The sequence below is a fragment of the Pantoea sp. MHSD4 genome, assembly GCF_021043305.1.
GTDB classification, from domain to species: domain Bacteria; phylum Pseudomonadota; class Gammaproteobacteria; order Enterobacterales; family Enterobacteriaceae; genus Pantoea; species Pantoea eucalypti.
This window is the reverse complement of record NZ_JAJNDH010000008.1, coordinates 82980-97700: the sequence shown is the minus strand read 5'-3', so window position 1 is coordinate 97700 and position 14721 is coordinate 82980. Positions and strand designations below refer to the sequence as shown.

General features: G+C 55.9%; 15 protein-coding genes. 2 read left to right on the top strand and 13 right to left on the bottom strand.

Annotated elements, in window-relative coordinates; all coding sequences use genetic code 11:
• Position 1: 1 nt before the first annotated feature.
• The 11 genes from LQK91_RS19885 to pmbA all read right to left on the bottom strand — a co-directional run bounded on the left by LQK91_RS19885 (position 2) and on the right by pmbA (position 9684).
• A complete protein-coding gene (locus LQK91_RS19885; RefSeq protein WP_105100037.1) occupies positions 2 to 1912 on the bottom strand; it encodes a BglG family transcription antiterminator in 1911 nt (636 codons plus the stop codon).
• Positions 1913 to 2016: 104 nt separating this feature from the next.
• The gene (gene dagF / locus LQK91_RS19880; protein WP_105100036.1) at positions 2017 to 2760 is read right to left on the bottom strand and encodes a 2-dehydro-3-deoxy-phosphogluconate aldolase; all 744 of its coding nucleotides are present in this window, start codon (positions 2758 to 2760) and stop codon (positions 2017 to 2019) included.
• Complete coding sequence (locus LQK91_RS19875; RefSeq protein ID WP_105100035.1) at positions 2757 to 3878, bottom strand: DgaE family pyridoxal phosphate-dependent ammonia lyase; 1122 nt, start codon at positions 3876 to 3878, stop codon at positions 2757 to 2759. The genes dagF and LQK91_RS19875 overlap by 4 nt, the downstream gene beginning before the upstream one ends.
• Positions 3862 to 4992 carry an amidohydrolase/deacetylase family metallohydrolase gene (locus tag LQK91_RS19870; RefSeq protein WP_105100034.1) on the bottom strand — a complete coding sequence of 377 codons (1131 nt, stop codon included), beginning with the start codon at positions 4990 to 4992 and terminating at the stop codon, positions 3862 to 3864. The genes LQK91_RS19875 and LQK91_RS19870 overlap by 17 nt, the downstream gene beginning before the upstream one ends.
• 43 nt (positions 4993 to 5035) lie before the next feature.
• Complete coding sequence (locus LQK91_RS19865) at positions 5036 to 5677, bottom strand: DUF4310 family protein (RefSeq protein ID WP_008925779.1); 642 nt, start codon at positions 5675 to 5677, stop codon at positions 5036 to 5038.
• 11 nt (positions 5678 to 5688) lie between these two features.
• On the bottom strand, positions 5689 to 6465 hold the full coding sequence (locus tag LQK91_RS19860) for a DUF4311 domain-containing protein (RefSeq protein ID WP_008925780.1): 777 nt from the start codon (positions 6463 to 6465) through the stop codon (positions 5689 to 5691).
• Between the two features lie 127 nt (positions 6466 to 6592).
• The gene (locus tag LQK91_RS19855; RefSeq protein ID WP_003855530.1) at positions 6593 to 6892 is read right to left on the bottom strand and encodes a DUF4312 family protein; all 300 of its coding nucleotides are present in this window, start codon (positions 6890 to 6892) and stop codon (positions 6593 to 6595) included.
• A gap of 2 nt (positions 6893 to 6894) precedes the next feature.
• Positions 6895 to 7251, bottom strand: coding sequence for an SFCGS family glycine-rich protein (locus LQK91_RS19850; RefSeq protein ID WP_003855529.1), 357 nt, complete (start codon positions 7249 to 7251; stop codon positions 6895 to 6897).
• Between the two features lie 13 nt (positions 7252 to 7264).
• On the bottom strand, positions 7265 to 7600 hold the full coding sequence (locus LQK91_RS19845) for a glycine dehydrogenase (protein ID WP_003855528.1): 336 nt from the start codon (positions 7598 to 7600) through the stop codon (positions 7265 to 7267).
• A 294-nt stretch (positions 7601 to 7894) separates the two neighbouring features.
• Positions 7895 to 8281, bottom strand: coding sequence for a cytochrome b562 (gene cybC / locus LQK91_RS19840; protein ID WP_105100033.1), 387 nt, complete (start codon positions 8279 to 8281; stop codon positions 7895 to 7897).
• Positions 8282 to 8343: 62 nt separating this feature from the next.
• The gene (pmbA, locus tag LQK91_RS19835; RefSeq protein WP_003855526.1) at positions 8344 to 9684 is read right to left on the bottom strand and encodes a metalloprotease PmbA; all 1341 of its coding nucleotides are present in this window, start codon (positions 9682 to 9684) and stop codon (positions 8344 to 8346) included.
• A gap of 114 nt (positions 9685 to 9798) precedes the next feature.
• Between pmbA and yjgA the strand changes: the two genes are divergently transcribed.
• Entirely contained in the window at positions 9799 to 10344 is a 546-nt protein-coding gene (gene yjgA / locus LQK91_RS19830; protein WP_003855525.1) for a ribosome biogenesis factor YjgA, read from the top strand.
• 130 nt (positions 10345 to 10474) lie between these two features.
• Here yjgA and mpl read toward each other — a convergent pair whose 3' ends face one another.
• Positions 10475 to 11827 carry a UDP-N-acetylmuramate:L-alanyl-gamma-D-glutamyl-meso-diaminopimelate ligase gene (mpl, locus tag LQK91_RS19825; RefSeq protein ID WP_003855524.1) on the bottom strand — a complete coding sequence of 451 codons (1353 nt, stop codon included), beginning with the start codon at positions 11825 to 11827 and terminating at the stop codon, positions 10475 to 10477.
• A gap of 168 nt (positions 11828 to 11995) precedes the next feature.
• Between mpl and fbp the strand changes: the two genes are divergently transcribed.
• The gene (gene fbp / locus LQK91_RS19820) at positions 11996 to 13003 is read left to right on the top strand and encodes a class 1 fructose-bisphosphatase (RefSeq protein WP_003855523.1); all 1008 of its coding nucleotides are present in this window, start codon (positions 11996 to 11998) and stop codon (positions 13001 to 13003) included.
• A 59-nt stretch (positions 13004 to 13062) separates the two neighbouring features.
• Here fbp and LQK91_RS19815 read toward each other — a convergent pair whose 3' ends face one another.
• On the bottom strand, positions 13063 to 14622 hold the full coding sequence (locus LQK91_RS19815; RefSeq protein WP_105100032.1) for a methyl-accepting chemotaxis protein: 1560 nt from the start codon (positions 14620 to 14622) through the stop codon (positions 13063 to 13065).
• Positions 14623 to 14721 lie beyond the last annotated feature (99 nt).

Below are 14721 nucleotides of genomic sequence, written 5' to 3'. Positions count from 1 at the left end.
CCTATGGCCGACTCAGGCAATCCATCGCCACCGCCCTGAAGCAGGTGAAATCGGTGCAGTCCCGCAGTCGGGTCATCGCCCTTTCACGCAGGAACGTCACAAACAGATCGTATATCGCCATCGCCTCTTCATATTCACGTTTGCTGATCGCCAGCAGGAAGATGACATAGGCGGTATCGTCTCCCCAGGGAATACCGTGTGGGGCCAGCACGGTATAGACCACGGTTTTCTTTGCCAGGAGTCCCAGCGAGTGCGGCAGCGCAATGCCTTCGCCCAGCATCGTGCTGACAATCGCTTCACGCTCTTCGACCGACGGATAGAACGCCTCATCCACAAACCCCTCCTCCTGCAGCTGATCGCTCAGCTGGCGAAACAGCTCAGACCGGGTTATTGACTTGTCGACGATATGAAAGTGCTGGGCATCAAAAAATTTCGCCAACATATAGGGCCGGGTACGATCGACCAGCACCAGCTTGCCAATCTGCTCCAGCTGAAAACCGGTGGGAAACGGTGACATCACCACCACGGGTTTCTCTTTTTCGCTGAGCCGGATGGTTGAGATGACAAAATCTTCGTCAATGCGACTGCGCGCCTCATACTCGCGCTGTGACAGGCGGGCCGTGACCTGCAACTGCGGATATTTCCGCAGCAACATCGCTTCAATCATGCGCAGCGTGGAGTTACCGCTGTCGCACACCAGCAGCACCTGTGGATGACGCTGATAGCCCACGTCATAGTGGCGCTCCAGTCCGACACCAATATGCAGCACCAGAAAGCCAATCTCATTCTCGGTAATGACGTAAGGCGTATATTTTCCCCAGCTGGTCACCGCCGCCAGGGTGACATCATAGGCCATCGGATAGTGCTGCTTGATGTTGCTGAGCAGCGGGTTAGGGATGTGAATCTGATAGCGCACCCGGGTAATCATGGTTTTGATGTGGGTGAGCAGATCGGCTCGCAGCTGTTGATCGTTTTGCAGATTGAAGTTGTAGTGCGTGTTGATAAAGCTGAGCAGGTAATCCACCAGCGCGTCGGCATCATCGGCATTGATGGCGCTGGGAGCGATCGCCTGAATGCGCCGCGCGGCAATGTTAACCCGCAGCCAGTTTTCTTCAGCGGGTGAAATTGGTTTGCTGACCAGTGGACGCATCAGATTAATCAGCTGATGTGCCGCTTCACGCACCTCATCGCCAATCTCCTCAGCACCGGGATCGTTAAGCGGATAACCTTCGCTGATGCGACGCACAGCAACGGCGCAATAGAGCCGCAGATAGCGCTCGCCCTCATCACTGAGGCGAATGTTGTGCTGCGCAAAACAGCTTTGCAGCAGCGGACGCAGCGTCTCCAGCATGCCGCTGTTCAGCGCTTCAATAGTCAGCAGCGGACTCTCTGGCATCGCCTGATCGATTTGCCATAACAGGTCGGTGAGACAGGTCCGAATCGCCACTTCGCTGCCAAATAGCTTCATGCCGTAGTGCGGTTTACTCTCAATGGTGAGGTGATAGCGACCCAGCCACTCGCGCACCTCTGCCATATCGTTCTGCAGGGTCGCGCGGCTGACAAACCACTCTTCCGCCAGCTCTTCAAGTTTCAGTGAATAGGCAGCGGTAAGAAAACGGGTCAGGAGGTAGCGAACCCGGTCCTGCGAGGTACGCGGCACCCGCAGCGGTGAGGCAGTATGCTGCTGCAGATGCTGAAAGCGCTGAGCATCCTCGATCTTCAGCTGATAACCCGCGCCACGGCTCAGGATAAACTGCGCACCATGATCTGCCAGCAGCGCATTCAGCGCCGTAATATCGGTACGCACGGTGCGTGTCGAGACAGCAAAACGCCGCGCCAGCTCATCCTGAGGCAGCGTTTCGTTTTGCAGGGCATCGAACAGTTGCGCAAGGCGCTGATTGGGAAATCTCACAAGCGTTACCTGTTTGCTGGCAGAGAGTGAAAACTTCAGCCTACGGCGTTCGTCACGCAACGTCCATGCTGCACGATCTGCCTGTCAAAGGCAGATCGTGTCGATCACCGGGCCAGTACTGTTTTACAGATGGCCAGCAGCTGCTTCACATCGTCAATGCGGGTCTCTCCGCTGGCTTTGTCAATGATCGAACTGTAGACGTGCGGGATCACTTTGCTGACGCCCGCGTCCAGCGCAATGCGCACGATCTCGCCGACGTTTTCCAGATCGATGCCGCCGGTGGGCTCCAGCCAGAAATCCTGTTTTGCACAGGCTACCGCCACAGCGCGGTACTCATCCACCGCCTGCAGACCGCCCATCGGGAAATATTTCACCGAGCTACCGCCCATATCCTGCAGCATCGCAATCGCCGTTTCGATGGACACAATCCCATCCTGCCGTTTTGCGCTGCGCGGTCCGGTAGAAATTTTTACCTGACCTGGCGTGCCGGTTGGCGAGACCAGACCGTTCACAATAGTCTGTGACTGACCCAGCAGCGCACGACTGGTGGCGACACCGGTAAAGACCTGATTCACATGCTGCGGTTGCAGCACCGCCGAAATCTCACTGACCATCTGTGACTGATTTGGATCGCCCGCGCCCAGGCCCACCGAGAGGGCATTATCGATCAGCGCAGCATATTCATGCATATCAGCGATAGCGGCGTCATTGCTGGTGTAGTTTTTTGACAGCACGCCGACCAGCACGTGTCCTTCTGCTGCCTGCCAGATAGCGCGCGCATTCTCTTTTGATCCCGCAAGGACGTTAAGGCAGAGACGATCCTGATAAAAATTAGGTGTCAGCGTCATGCGTGTTTCTCCCCGTTTAACAGTGCCTGAATGCGGGTAAAAATAGTGTGCAGTTGATCGGCGCTGACGCTGCGCACATCCGCTTCAATGATTCCTTCGTTGGCTTTATAGCCGCGGAAATAGATCGCTACATCGCCCTTTTTCAGCGCCTGCACCAGATCGCCGGTGCGTTGCTGAATCGCGGCTTCATCGAACTTAATTTCAGCGCGGGCGATATCGCGTCCGGCACTGTCCCACACGACGCGGGCCGTCACGCCGTTCAGGCTGTTAAGCTGTTCAATAAACGGCGTCATTTTTTCCACCATCTGCGCGCCGCTGACTTTTGGCTGTGACAGATAATTTTCAATCGCCTGGGTCAGCCCCAGAATCCCCTCTTTGCCCACTTTCATTGCGCGGCCAATGCCGTTGGTCTGGCGTTTGACCCACTCAACGTAATGGTGTCTGCCAATCACCAGCCCGCTGGTCGGCCCTTCAATCGCTTTTGCGCCGCTGTAGATCACCAGATCGGCTCCCGCCTGGTAATAGCATTGCAGATCCTCTTCTGCTGCCGCATCGACGATCAGCGGAAGCCCATGCTCCCGCGCAACTGCCGCGGCCTGCCCGACATCAAGATGGCTCTTCTGTACGCAGTGATGCGATTTCACATAGAGGATCGCCGCCGTCTGTGGCGTGATCGCCGCTGCCAGCTGGGCAGATGAGCATTCGTTGCTGTAACCCGCTTCAACCAGTTGCCCGCCACCCAGCGCCACCATGCTGCCGACCGGCGCGCCATAGTTCACGTTGTGCCCTTTCGGCACCACAATCTGGTGCGGAACGGTCAGCGGCGCGGCGTGCAGGTTATCCACCAGCCAGTCGTTGTCTTTTACAATCACCGCCGCCACGCACTGGGCGATTCCGGCCGAGGCGCAGGAGACCACCAGCGCGTTCTCCACTTTCAGCAGACCGGCGATATACGCACCGGTCTTATCCACCAGATCTTTCATTTCGAAGTAGTGATCGAGGCCATACTTCACCGTATCGACCACGTCACTCGATGGGGTCGATACGCCGAGGATCGTCATACGACCAGAGGCGTTAATCACCGGCTTCAGGCCATACTTTTCATAAACCGAGGTCATGCGCTATTCCTTCTTCAGTGGCGATCCACGTACCAGCGACCACCGCCGCCAGCGGAACCAGATGCTTCTCACCGGCGACCTCTTCACCTTCGGAATCGATAAAGGGCCGGGTTTCCTCTTTGATGCTAAAAACAGTCAGATCGGCGTCGTAGCCGACTTTCAGCTGGCCTTTACGCAGCAGGCGCAATCCGGCGGCCGCGTTTACCGTCACGCAGTCGATGACCTGCGGCAACGTCATGCCGACGCTGAAAAATTTCGACATCACATGCGCCAGGCTGTGAACCGGCCCGGCCAGACGATTGCGGCAGTAAATGTCAGAACTGATGGTGTCGGGCAGAATGCCCTGCGCAATCGCCACCCGGGCGACCTCAAAGCTGAAGCTGGCGCTGCCGTGGCCGACATCAAGTTTTACGTCGCGCGCAATGGCATGTTTAACCGCTGCTTTGAGTTCACCCTGCGGCGTCAGGATGCGGTTGGGTTTGCCATTAAAGCAGTGCGTGATGATGTCGCCCGTGGTGAGCAGATCGGCAATCTGGTCAAGATTGGGCGGATTATTGCCAATGTGAACCATCAGTGGCAGACCGCCGCTCACCTGCTGAATAGCCTTCGCTTTTATCAGTGGCTGGACGCCGTTCTGACCGACCACGCTGCTGCTGATGCGCGCCTTAAGGCCGACGATAAAATCGGGCAGTCGCGCTACAGCCTGCTTCACCGCCTCCCCGTCGATCTGCGTCATGTCGGCCAGCTCATTCTGAGTGACGATGCCGGTGCGGGCGATATTAATCAGCGCATACACCTGGGTCTGTGCTGCGCGCGTCAGCTGGTAGAAATCATCGATGTGCTCTGCGCCGGTGCTGCCTGCATCGACCACCGTGGTGACACCGTGCGCTACGCCAATCGCGTCCGCTTCATCATGATAAAGGGGAGATTTGGGATAGCAGTGAACGTGGGAGTCGATCCAGCCCGAGCTGAGGTAGAAGCGACCCGCCAGATCGCGCTCGCGCCGTGCCGTGCCCTGCACGTTGCCCACCGCGGCGATACGGCCATCCTGCAGCGCAATGTCGACCACCTGCTCATCGCTAAGGCGCGCATTGCGGATAATCAAGTCGTACATGGTTTCTCCTTAACGGCAGCCCGCTGCCGGGCTGCCGGTGAGATCAGAGAGCAATCGGGAACAGCGCACCCAGGATCATCGCGCCGAGAATCGCACCGCCGGTGATCGGCTTGTTCCAGAGATAGAACAGCAGCGCACCCAGCAGCGAACCCAGACCAATCGGAATCGAGGCCGCCATGGCGGACAGGATAATCAGCGGACCCAGAAAGCGCCCTGAGGCATTACCGGCTCCCATCATCACGTCTGCGCCGTAGGTGGAGTCGCTCTGATTGATGGTGAATTTACGCGCCAGAATAATCAGGTAGCCAATCGCCACACCAATCACCAGGCCCGTCACCAGCGAGGCCGCAAAATTCGCTACCGGAAAGACGATGCCCGCGCCCAGCAGCAGTGCCGGCACGCCCAGGCCGACGCCGGTCTGAATCGCCCCGCCGATATCCAGAATGCCCACCAGTGAACCTTCAATAATGCGGGCAAACAGGAAACTGGCACCAAAAGCGGCGACTGCGCCGTAGACGCCGGTCTCCATGCCTGCGCGCAGCATCGACACAAATGCCACTTCGTTGAACGCGCCGATGCCGTAGAGGTAATACATGTGCGTCCCGGCAAAGACACCCGAGGAGAGCAGGCCAACAAAGATCGGGAAAGACCAGTCGGCATACCAGAAGCCTTTATTTTCGTTCATCGCATCGCCTCTTATTTGCCGCTGACTGAGTTGTGGATCATGTCGAGCCAGCCGGGAATGCCGAGCTGGAAGGACTGCAGCAGCTTCATATCGAAACCACGGAAGAAGCCGCTCAGCACAAACAGCAGCACGATAGCGGTCATCATCACTTTGGTAACCCGATTCCAGCCGCTCTCTTCCACCCCTTTGCCGATCAGAATACCCAGCACCAGCCCAGGCACGGCGTTGCCCATGATTAGCTGTGCCAGACCGCCAAAAATGGTGGCCCAGAAGCCTGACTTTTTACCTGCGTCGATTGCTGCCAGCCAGAAGATTACCGGCATCACCGTGTTCACCAGCAGGTTAGCGGCGGGCACCAGCACTTTGACTGCGGTAACCTGCAGCGCAGCGGGAACAGCTGACGCGGTAGAGTTGAGAAAGGCAACGACGATCATGCCGATAATGCCGCAGGCGATGGCCATTTTTTTCGGGTCGTGCAGCGTCTCTGCCACATTACGATTCTTCACCATCAGCGCGGCCGCGCCCCAGTTTGGGATGATGCGGTGATCGACATCCTGCGTGAATGAACCGGCTGCAACCGACGATGCCCAGGCATTGAAAAAGAAGCCAAGACCAAAGGAGAAATGAGAGGCCGGATCGCCTTCGCACGAGTTCAGCTCGCCCAGCGTACGAAAGGCGCCCATGCCCTGGGTGGTGGGCGCGTGGAACATGCGTGCAGCACCCGCCCCCACACCCACACCGACCAGTCCGCCAATGATCAACGACTTAAACAAAATGATTAAAAACATGTTGTTGTACCTTGTTGTCGTTTTTACCCATCCTGCCTCAGCGCCCGCGTCGCTCCGGTCTTAGCGTCGCGCTATCGCGACAGCTGAGATTCGGTTCAGTAGCGGGCTGATGTAAACAGGTTCTGTTTTACGATGCCGCCGTAAACGTCACCCGTTCGGTGTCGAAAACGGTGACGCTGACAGTGATCTCCAGGGTGACGCTGAAGCTTCGCCGCTGACGTGCCAGAAAGAAGAAGAGAAACTTCTCGGTTTTGACGCTCTCCTGCGCGCACAGCACCCGGACATCCTGCGGTTCGATGCGCAGCAGAATTTTTTGCGTCGCGCGCAGAACCTGGTTTTGCACCCGACTCAGCGCGTCTGCAAAGGCTTTCGCTTTGGTATCGCCTTTGCCTTCGACCGTCACCTGAGTAACGTATTGTTCTTTCATAATCAGCTGCCGTGCTTCTTGTTCCAGGCCTGCACCAGCCGCTCGCCTAACTCTTCTTTATCCATGAAACCAAAACCCAGTACCGTGGCACCTTCATTAATGGCGGTGACGCCCTCATCGATAGAGCGCATACCATGCTTTGCTTTGTAGCCATATTTGTTCTGGGCGGTAATGGCGCCAGCGCCGCCGCTGCCGCAGAAGGAGATACCGAAATCGGCATTTTCTGCCTTCATCACGTCACCCAGTTTCATATCAGCCGCCACACCGGGTACCACAACAGCACGGCCACCTGCTTTTTCGATGCCAATAGCCACTTTCTGGCCTTTACCTAAACGATCGCCAATCACTACTGTTACCATGTTGTCTTCCTCTCTAGTTGTTGGATCGCGCGACTTCAATATGCACTGACAGCAGCCAGGCCTCTTCCCGGGGCAGATTGCCAAACAGATCGACCACCTGCTGCGCCAGTGCCACGGTTTCCGGTGGAATATCTTCAAACAGCTCCGCTTCCACGTCCGGCAGCGGCTCTCCGCTCAGCGAGCGTGACGCCATGGCGCCGACATGGGATTGCAGCATCTGCTGCTGGACCGCGTTGGGCTGAATGCCATGCTGCTGATAGAGCGCCGCAATCTGCGTCATTACGCTGTCAGCCAGTTGCTGCACTTTCTCCGGTGACGCTTCATACACCGGGACGCCCTTATTGCTCACCTTGCTACTCCTGTTAAACCGGATAATTCGCGTTAAAAATAAATTAACGGTCATCACCCCGACTGTGGAGAGGCAACATTTCCAGCAGTAAGTGGAAATTGACGTGAAGGTTGTGCGTCAGATCGCAGCCTGCACGCTTAGTGCGACAGGCGTCGCATAATGCGCAAAATGCGGGTTTTAACAGGTAAAGACGACGATGTTGTGCGGCGACAGGCGCGTTGCAAGAGGCTTTACGGCGCGGTAATAAGCAGAAGTGATGGTAAAAATCGCCGGTCAGGGTGACCGGCGATCTGATTAACGGAATTTCTTATGGTTGGTATTGCGGATGTCATCAAATTTAGCAGCTTCGCGCTTAGCGCCATCCACGTTGTTGGCTTTCGCCAGTGCACTGACCACGTCGATCTGCGCAATCAGCGAATCGAGGCCCGCCTGATAATCTTTGACCTGCGCGCTGTCAGCAGGCTGACCTTCCAGCTTATCCGGCGTTGATTTTTTGGCATCCTGCGCCGCGGCACGCATTTTGGTTAACGCCTGCTGCATCTCCTGAGCATTTTCACTTTTCTTGACGATTTTCAGGTTCGCATTCAGCGTGTCCATATCCTTTTCCAGATCCGCCGCATAGAGGCTGACGCTGGAGAACAACAGAGAAGCCGACAACATTGCAATCACATGCTTACGCATCATTACTTCCTTTTTATTGTGATGAAAAAAAAGCAGCCAACAGGCTGCTTCAGGAATCCATCTTATTGTCCCGCTATTTTCATCTCAGGCAGTAACACTGAACCGCACTGGATATTACTGCGGGTTTCAATATCGTCACCAATGGTCACCATGTTGCGCCACATCTCTTTGAGATTTCCGGCGATAGTGACTTCGCTGACCGGGTACTGAATAACGCCATTCTCGACCCAGAAACCGGCTGCACCGCGTGAGTAGTCCCCAGTAATGGCGCTGACGCCCTGGCCCATCAGTTCAGTCACCACTAATCCGGTGCCCATCTGCTTCAACAGTTCGTCAAAGCTGTGGCCCTGGCCCGCAATGCGCCAGTTATGGATGCCACCAGCATGACCGGTGCTGGTCAGGCCCAGTTTACGGGCTGAATAGCTGGTCAACAGCCAGGTCTGCAGCACACCATCTTTGATGATGTCGCGCGCCTGAGTCCGCACCCCTTCGCTGTCGAATGGCGTGGAGGCGAGCCCTTTCAGCAGATGCGGCTGCTCATTAATAGTGAGCCACTCCGGCAGGATCTGCTGCCCCATGGAATCCAGCAGGAAGGTCGATTTACGGTACACGCTGCCACCGCTGATCGCGCCCACCAGATGACCAAACAAGCCGGTCGCCACTTCAGAAGCAAAAATCACCGGGGCTTTCATGGTCGGCAGTTTACGCGGAGCCAGACGGGAGAGCGTACGGCGTGCGCACTCTGCACCCACCCACTCCGGGCTTTTCAGATCCTCAAACGCACGGCCAATGGTATAAGCGTAATCACGCTCCATATTGCCATCCTGCTCGGCAATGACGCTGCTGGAGAGCGAGTGGCGGCTTGAGCAATAGCTCTGCAACATACCGTGGCTGTTGCCAAAGACTTTGATGCCGACGTGGCTATTGAAACTGCCCCCTTCGGTGTTCGTAATACGCTTGTCTGCACGCAGCGACGCCTGCTCCGCCTGTGCCGCCAGTTCAATGGCGCGGTCGGCGTCAATCTCCCACGGATGGTAGAGATCCAGGTCCGGCGCATCATACGCGAGTAACTCCGCGTCAGCCGGGCCGGCAAACGGATCGGGCGACGTGTAGCGCGCAATATCAATCGCCGCCTGCACGGTGCGTTTGATGGCGTCCGGACTGAGGTCGGTCGATGAGGCGCTGCCTTTACGATTCTGATGATAGACGGTGATGCCCAGCGCACCATCGCTGTTGAATTCGACGTTTTCCACTTCGCCATAGCGGGTGCTGACCCCGATGCCGGTAGTTTTACTTACTGCCACTTCCGCGCTGTCAGTGCTTGCTTTAGCCAGTTCAAGTGCCTGCGCAATGGCCTGCTCCAGGACTTTTCGCTGTTCTGCAACCTGAGTAGATACGTTCATCGACCTGCCCATAATCTTATGTGTGAATGATTTGAGTCTATCAGAGTCAGAGAACAATTTCGCAGTCACCCGATAAACTGGTACGATTAGCCTCTTTTTTTTGGGAGCCCGGAAATGACCAAACAGCCCGATGAGTGGCTCGACGATGTGCCAGATAATGACGAAGAAGAAGATGAAGAGATTATCTGGGTCAGTAAGAGTGAAATTAAACGCGATGCAGAAGAGTTAAAGCGCCTGGGTGCCGAACTGGTTGATCTGGGTAAAAACTCGCTGGATAAAATCCCGCTGGATGAACGCCTGCGTAACGAAGTTGAACTGGCGCAGCGCATTAAGAAAGAGGGTCGCCGCCGTCAGCTGCAGCTGATCGGTAAACTGCTGCGCAGTATAGATGTGGAGCCGATTCGTGTTGCGCTGGACAAGCTCAATAATCGCCACAATCAGCAGGTTGCACTGTTCCATAAACTGGAAATGTTGCGCGATCGTCTGATTGAGCAGGGCGATGAGGCGATGGGCGATGTGATTGCGCTCTATCCCGAAGCCGATCGTCAGCAGTTACGCAGCATGATTCGTAACGCGCAGAAAGAGAAAGCGGGCAATAAGCCGCCGAAGTCTGCACGTCAGATTTTCCAGTATCTGCGCGAGCTGGCCGAAGCGAAGTAATGCCATGGCAGACGTGCTCAGACGGCGCACGGCCAGGGCAGGAAGTCTGAGCGGATTTGTAACGGCAAGAGATGAAAGGATTTACCAGGATTTTCCTGCAAAATAAGCGCCCTGTCGGGCGCCTGTCATATCAGGCCAGCCTGTCCAGCAGCTTCTGATGAATACCGCCGAACCCGCCGTTGCTCATGACCAGAATCGTGTCGCCTGGCTGAGCGGCTTTGACCACCATTTCGACCAGGGTATCGATATCCGCACTCCAGTGCGCAGGCGGTATACACGCTTCTGCCACGTCTGAAACCTGCCACGGAATATGGTGTGGCTGGAACAGGAAGACCTCATCAGCCCGCGCCAGAGACGGGGCCAGATCGTTTTTGCTGACGCCCATCTTCATCGTGTTGGAGCGTGGCTCCAGTACCGCCAGGATACGTGCTCTGCCGCCCACTTTACTGCGCAGCGCAGCCAGTGTTGCCAGAATCGCGGTCGGATGATGCGCGAAGTCATCATAGACTTTGATGCTGTTCACTTCACCGCGCAGCTCCAGCCGGCGACGTGCATTGATAAAGGTGTTCAGCGCCTGGCCTGCATCTTCCGGCTTCACACCGACATGCCGCGCGGCCGCAATCGCCATCAGGCCATTGTGCATGTTGTGTTCGCCAACCAGGCCCCAGTTCACTTCCCCGACTTTTTCGCCGTCGAGCCAGATTTCCCAGTGAGAGGCATCGTTGGTCAGCTTCTTCGCCTGCCAGCGCCCGTGCTCGCCAACGCTCTCCTGCTCACTCCAGCAGCCCATCGCCATTACCTGTTTGAGGTTAGGATCATGTTCCGGCAACAGGATCTTGCCCTGACCCGGCACGATCCGCACCAGATGGTGGAACTGCTTCTGGATCGCCCGCAGATCATCAAAGATGTCAGCATGATCAAACTCAAGGTTGTTGAGGATCAGGGTACGCGGACAGTAATGGACGAACTTGGAACGCTTGTCGAAAAACGCGCAGTCATACTCATCCGCTTCAATGACGAAGAATGGACTTTTTCCTAATTTTGCTGAGACATCGAAGTTTCCTGGTACACCACCAATAATGAAGCCGGGTTCAAGGCCGCATGCCTCGAGAATCCACGCTGCCATGCCTGCTGTGGTGGTTTTACCGTGGGTTCCGGCCACTGCCAGTACCCAGCGATCGCGCAGCACAAAATCGTGCAGCCACTGTGGGCCAGAGAGGTAGGGAATGTTGCGTTCCAGTACGGCTTCCACGCAAGGATTACCCCGCGTCATCGCATTGCCGATGATGACTAAGTCAGGCATCGGATCCAGCTGGCTGGCGTCATAACCTTCCGTTAATTCAATGCCTTGCTGTTCGAGCAGGGTACTCATTGGCGGATAAACGTTGGCGTCTGAACCGGTCACCTGATGACCAAGTGAACGTGCCAGCATCGCCAGACCGCCCATAAAAGTGCCACAAATCCCGAGGATGTGAATGCGCATAACATGATCCATTACTCAAAAGTTCGGCGCACAGTGTAACGCCGCTCGCAGACGGAAGAAACGGATTAGGACTATGGTTTTTGAAGTTCATTCGGCTAAACTGCGTACGCATCCGTTGGCAGACTGTTACGCGTGCTGCCACTCCATCGAAGATTCAGGGAATGTGTTATGAAAACGTTGGGCGAATTTATCGTCGAGAAGCAGCACGACTTTCCGCACGCCACAGGTGAACTGACGGCGCTGATTTCAGCTATCAAGCTGGGTGCCAAAATTATCCACCGCGACATCAACAAAGCCGGTTTAGTGGATATTCTCGGTGCCAGCGGCGTGGAGAATATTCAGGGTGAACAGCAGATGAAGCTTGATCTGTTTGCCAACGAAAAACTGAAGGCAGCACTGAAAGCACGTGGCATCGTCGCCGGTATCGCTTCTGAGGAAGAAGACGAGTTCGTTATCTTTGAAGGTGAGGAAAACGGTAAGTACGTGGTGTTAATGGATCCACTGGATGGTTCTTCTAACATCGACGTTAACGTTTCCGTCGGCACCATTTTCTCTATTTATCATCGCGTTAGCGAACCCGGCACGCCAGTGGTTGAAGCGGACTTCATGCAGCCAGGCAACAAGCAGGTTGCTGCCGGTTACGTGGTCTACGGCTCATCCACCATGATGGTTTATACCACCGGCGCAGGTGTGCATGCGTTTACTTATGATCCGTCACTGGGTGTATTCTGCCTCAGTCACGAACGTATGACCTATCCGCCAACCGGATACACCTATTCGATCAACGAAGGTAACTACATTCGTTTCCCGCAGGGTGTGAAGAAATATCTGAAGTTCTGTCAGGAAGAGGATCTGCCAACGCATCGTCCTTATACCTCACGTTACATCGGCTCGCTGGTTGCGGATTTCCACCGTAATCTGCTGAAAGGCGGTATCTACCTCTATCCAAGTACCGCCAGCCATCCTCAGGGCAAGCTGCGTTTGCTGTATGAGTGCAACCCGATGGCGTTCCTGGCCGAGCAGGCGGGCGGTAAAGCGACCGACGGTCAGAGACGTATTCTGGATATTCCACCGGTCACGCTGCATCAGCGTTGCCCGTTCTACTGCGGTAATGAGGCGATGGTGAACGACGTTGAGCGTTTCCTGGCTGAGTTCCCGGATTGCCGTCAGGGTTAATCCGGAAGTAGTATAAAAAGTCATATAGAAAGGGCGCGATTTCGCGCCCTATCTGTTTTTTACGCTGTCTGCAATCTGAACTGCGCCATCGTTGACTGAAGCTGGTCGGATTGTGCTTCCAGCGACTGAGTCGCAGCGGTTGCCTGCTCTACCAGCGCGGCGTTCTGCTGAGCCGCGGCATCCATCTGCGTGACGGCCAGATTGACCTGCTCAATGCCACGGCTCTGCTCGTCGGAGGCCATCGAGATCTCTTTCATCAGTGCCGTGACGCGCATCACCTCACCAGAAATCTCATCCATGGTTTCCCCGGCGCGCGTCGCCATCTCACTGCCCTCTTTCACCCGAGACTGTGAGTCACTGATCAGCGTGCGGATCTCTTTGGCTGCGTTAGCACTGCGCTGTGCCAGCGTGCGCACTTCATTTGCCACCACCGCAAAGCCACGGCCCTGCTCGCCTGCACGCGCCGCTTCCACGGCGGCATTGAGCGCCAGGATGTTAGTCTGGAAAGCGATGCCATCAATCACGCTGAGAATGTCGCCGATACGATTGGCGCTTTCGGTGATCTCATTCATTTTTTCCATCACGTAGCTGACGACCTCAGCGCCGCGATCGGCAGTATCGGAGACCGCGCTTGCCAGCTGGTTCGCCTGCTGAGCATTTGTGGCGTTAAGTCGCACGGTGGCTGTAAGCTGCTCCATACTGGCCGCCGTCTGCTCCAGCGAGGCGGCGGACTCTTCGGTGCGCTGAGACAGATTGACGTTACCGGCCGCCAGTTCACGGCTGCCGATGTCGATCTGCATACTCGCTTCACGCACCTGACTCACTGAGGTCCGCAATGAGTCCTGCATCCCCCTCAGTGCATGATTAAGCCGGCCCAGCTCATTGTTGCTGGACGGTGGCAGCGCCTGCGACAGGTCGCCCGCCGCAATCTGCTCAAGATGGACAATCGCCTGGTTCAGCGGCTGCAGCAGCATCCGGCGCAGCAGTTGCCAGGCAAGCACCAGCAGCAACAGCGTTAATATCCCTGCCACACCGATCAGGACTTTCATTTTGGTTTCGTTTTGGGCCGCCTGCACCAGCTGAGCCTGCGTGACCTGGTCAGCAAACTGGCTGAAGTCAGTGACCGCCTTATCGTAACTGGCCGCCAGTGTTGCCAGGTTGCCTTCCAGCAGCTGGTAATATTCGTCGGTATATTGCTTATCCAGCGCGTCCATCATCGGTTTGATGCCCTGATCGAGATAGGCTTTGTAACTGGCTGAAACCGCATCCGCCAGCATCTTACCGTGCGCCGTCACCGTTCCTGCGTCCACAAAGCGCTTCAGGTTGAGTTGTGATGACACCACATCCGCCTGTGAGAGTTTTGTAACTGCCGCGCCCTCTTCCAGCATACCAATTTCAATTTTACGCACTGCCAGCGCCGCGTTAGCGCGGGCACGCATCAGATCTGAATTGCTCTTATAAAGACTGTTCAGCTCGATCCCCTGAATGCGGTTAACCACATCCAGCGAGCGGTTTCCTTTGTTAATTGCCACGATACCCATAGAACTCACCGCCAACAGCAGCAGTGTCATAAATGCCAGCAAAGCCAGCAACCCCGTGCGAAGTGATAACTGTTTCATCCTGATAGTTTCCGTGTATGTGAAAAGGCGAATTTCAAGCGGCCTCAAAGCGGAGGAATTATCGGCAGTAACGGTCCGAAACTTTAACGCTGATTAGTG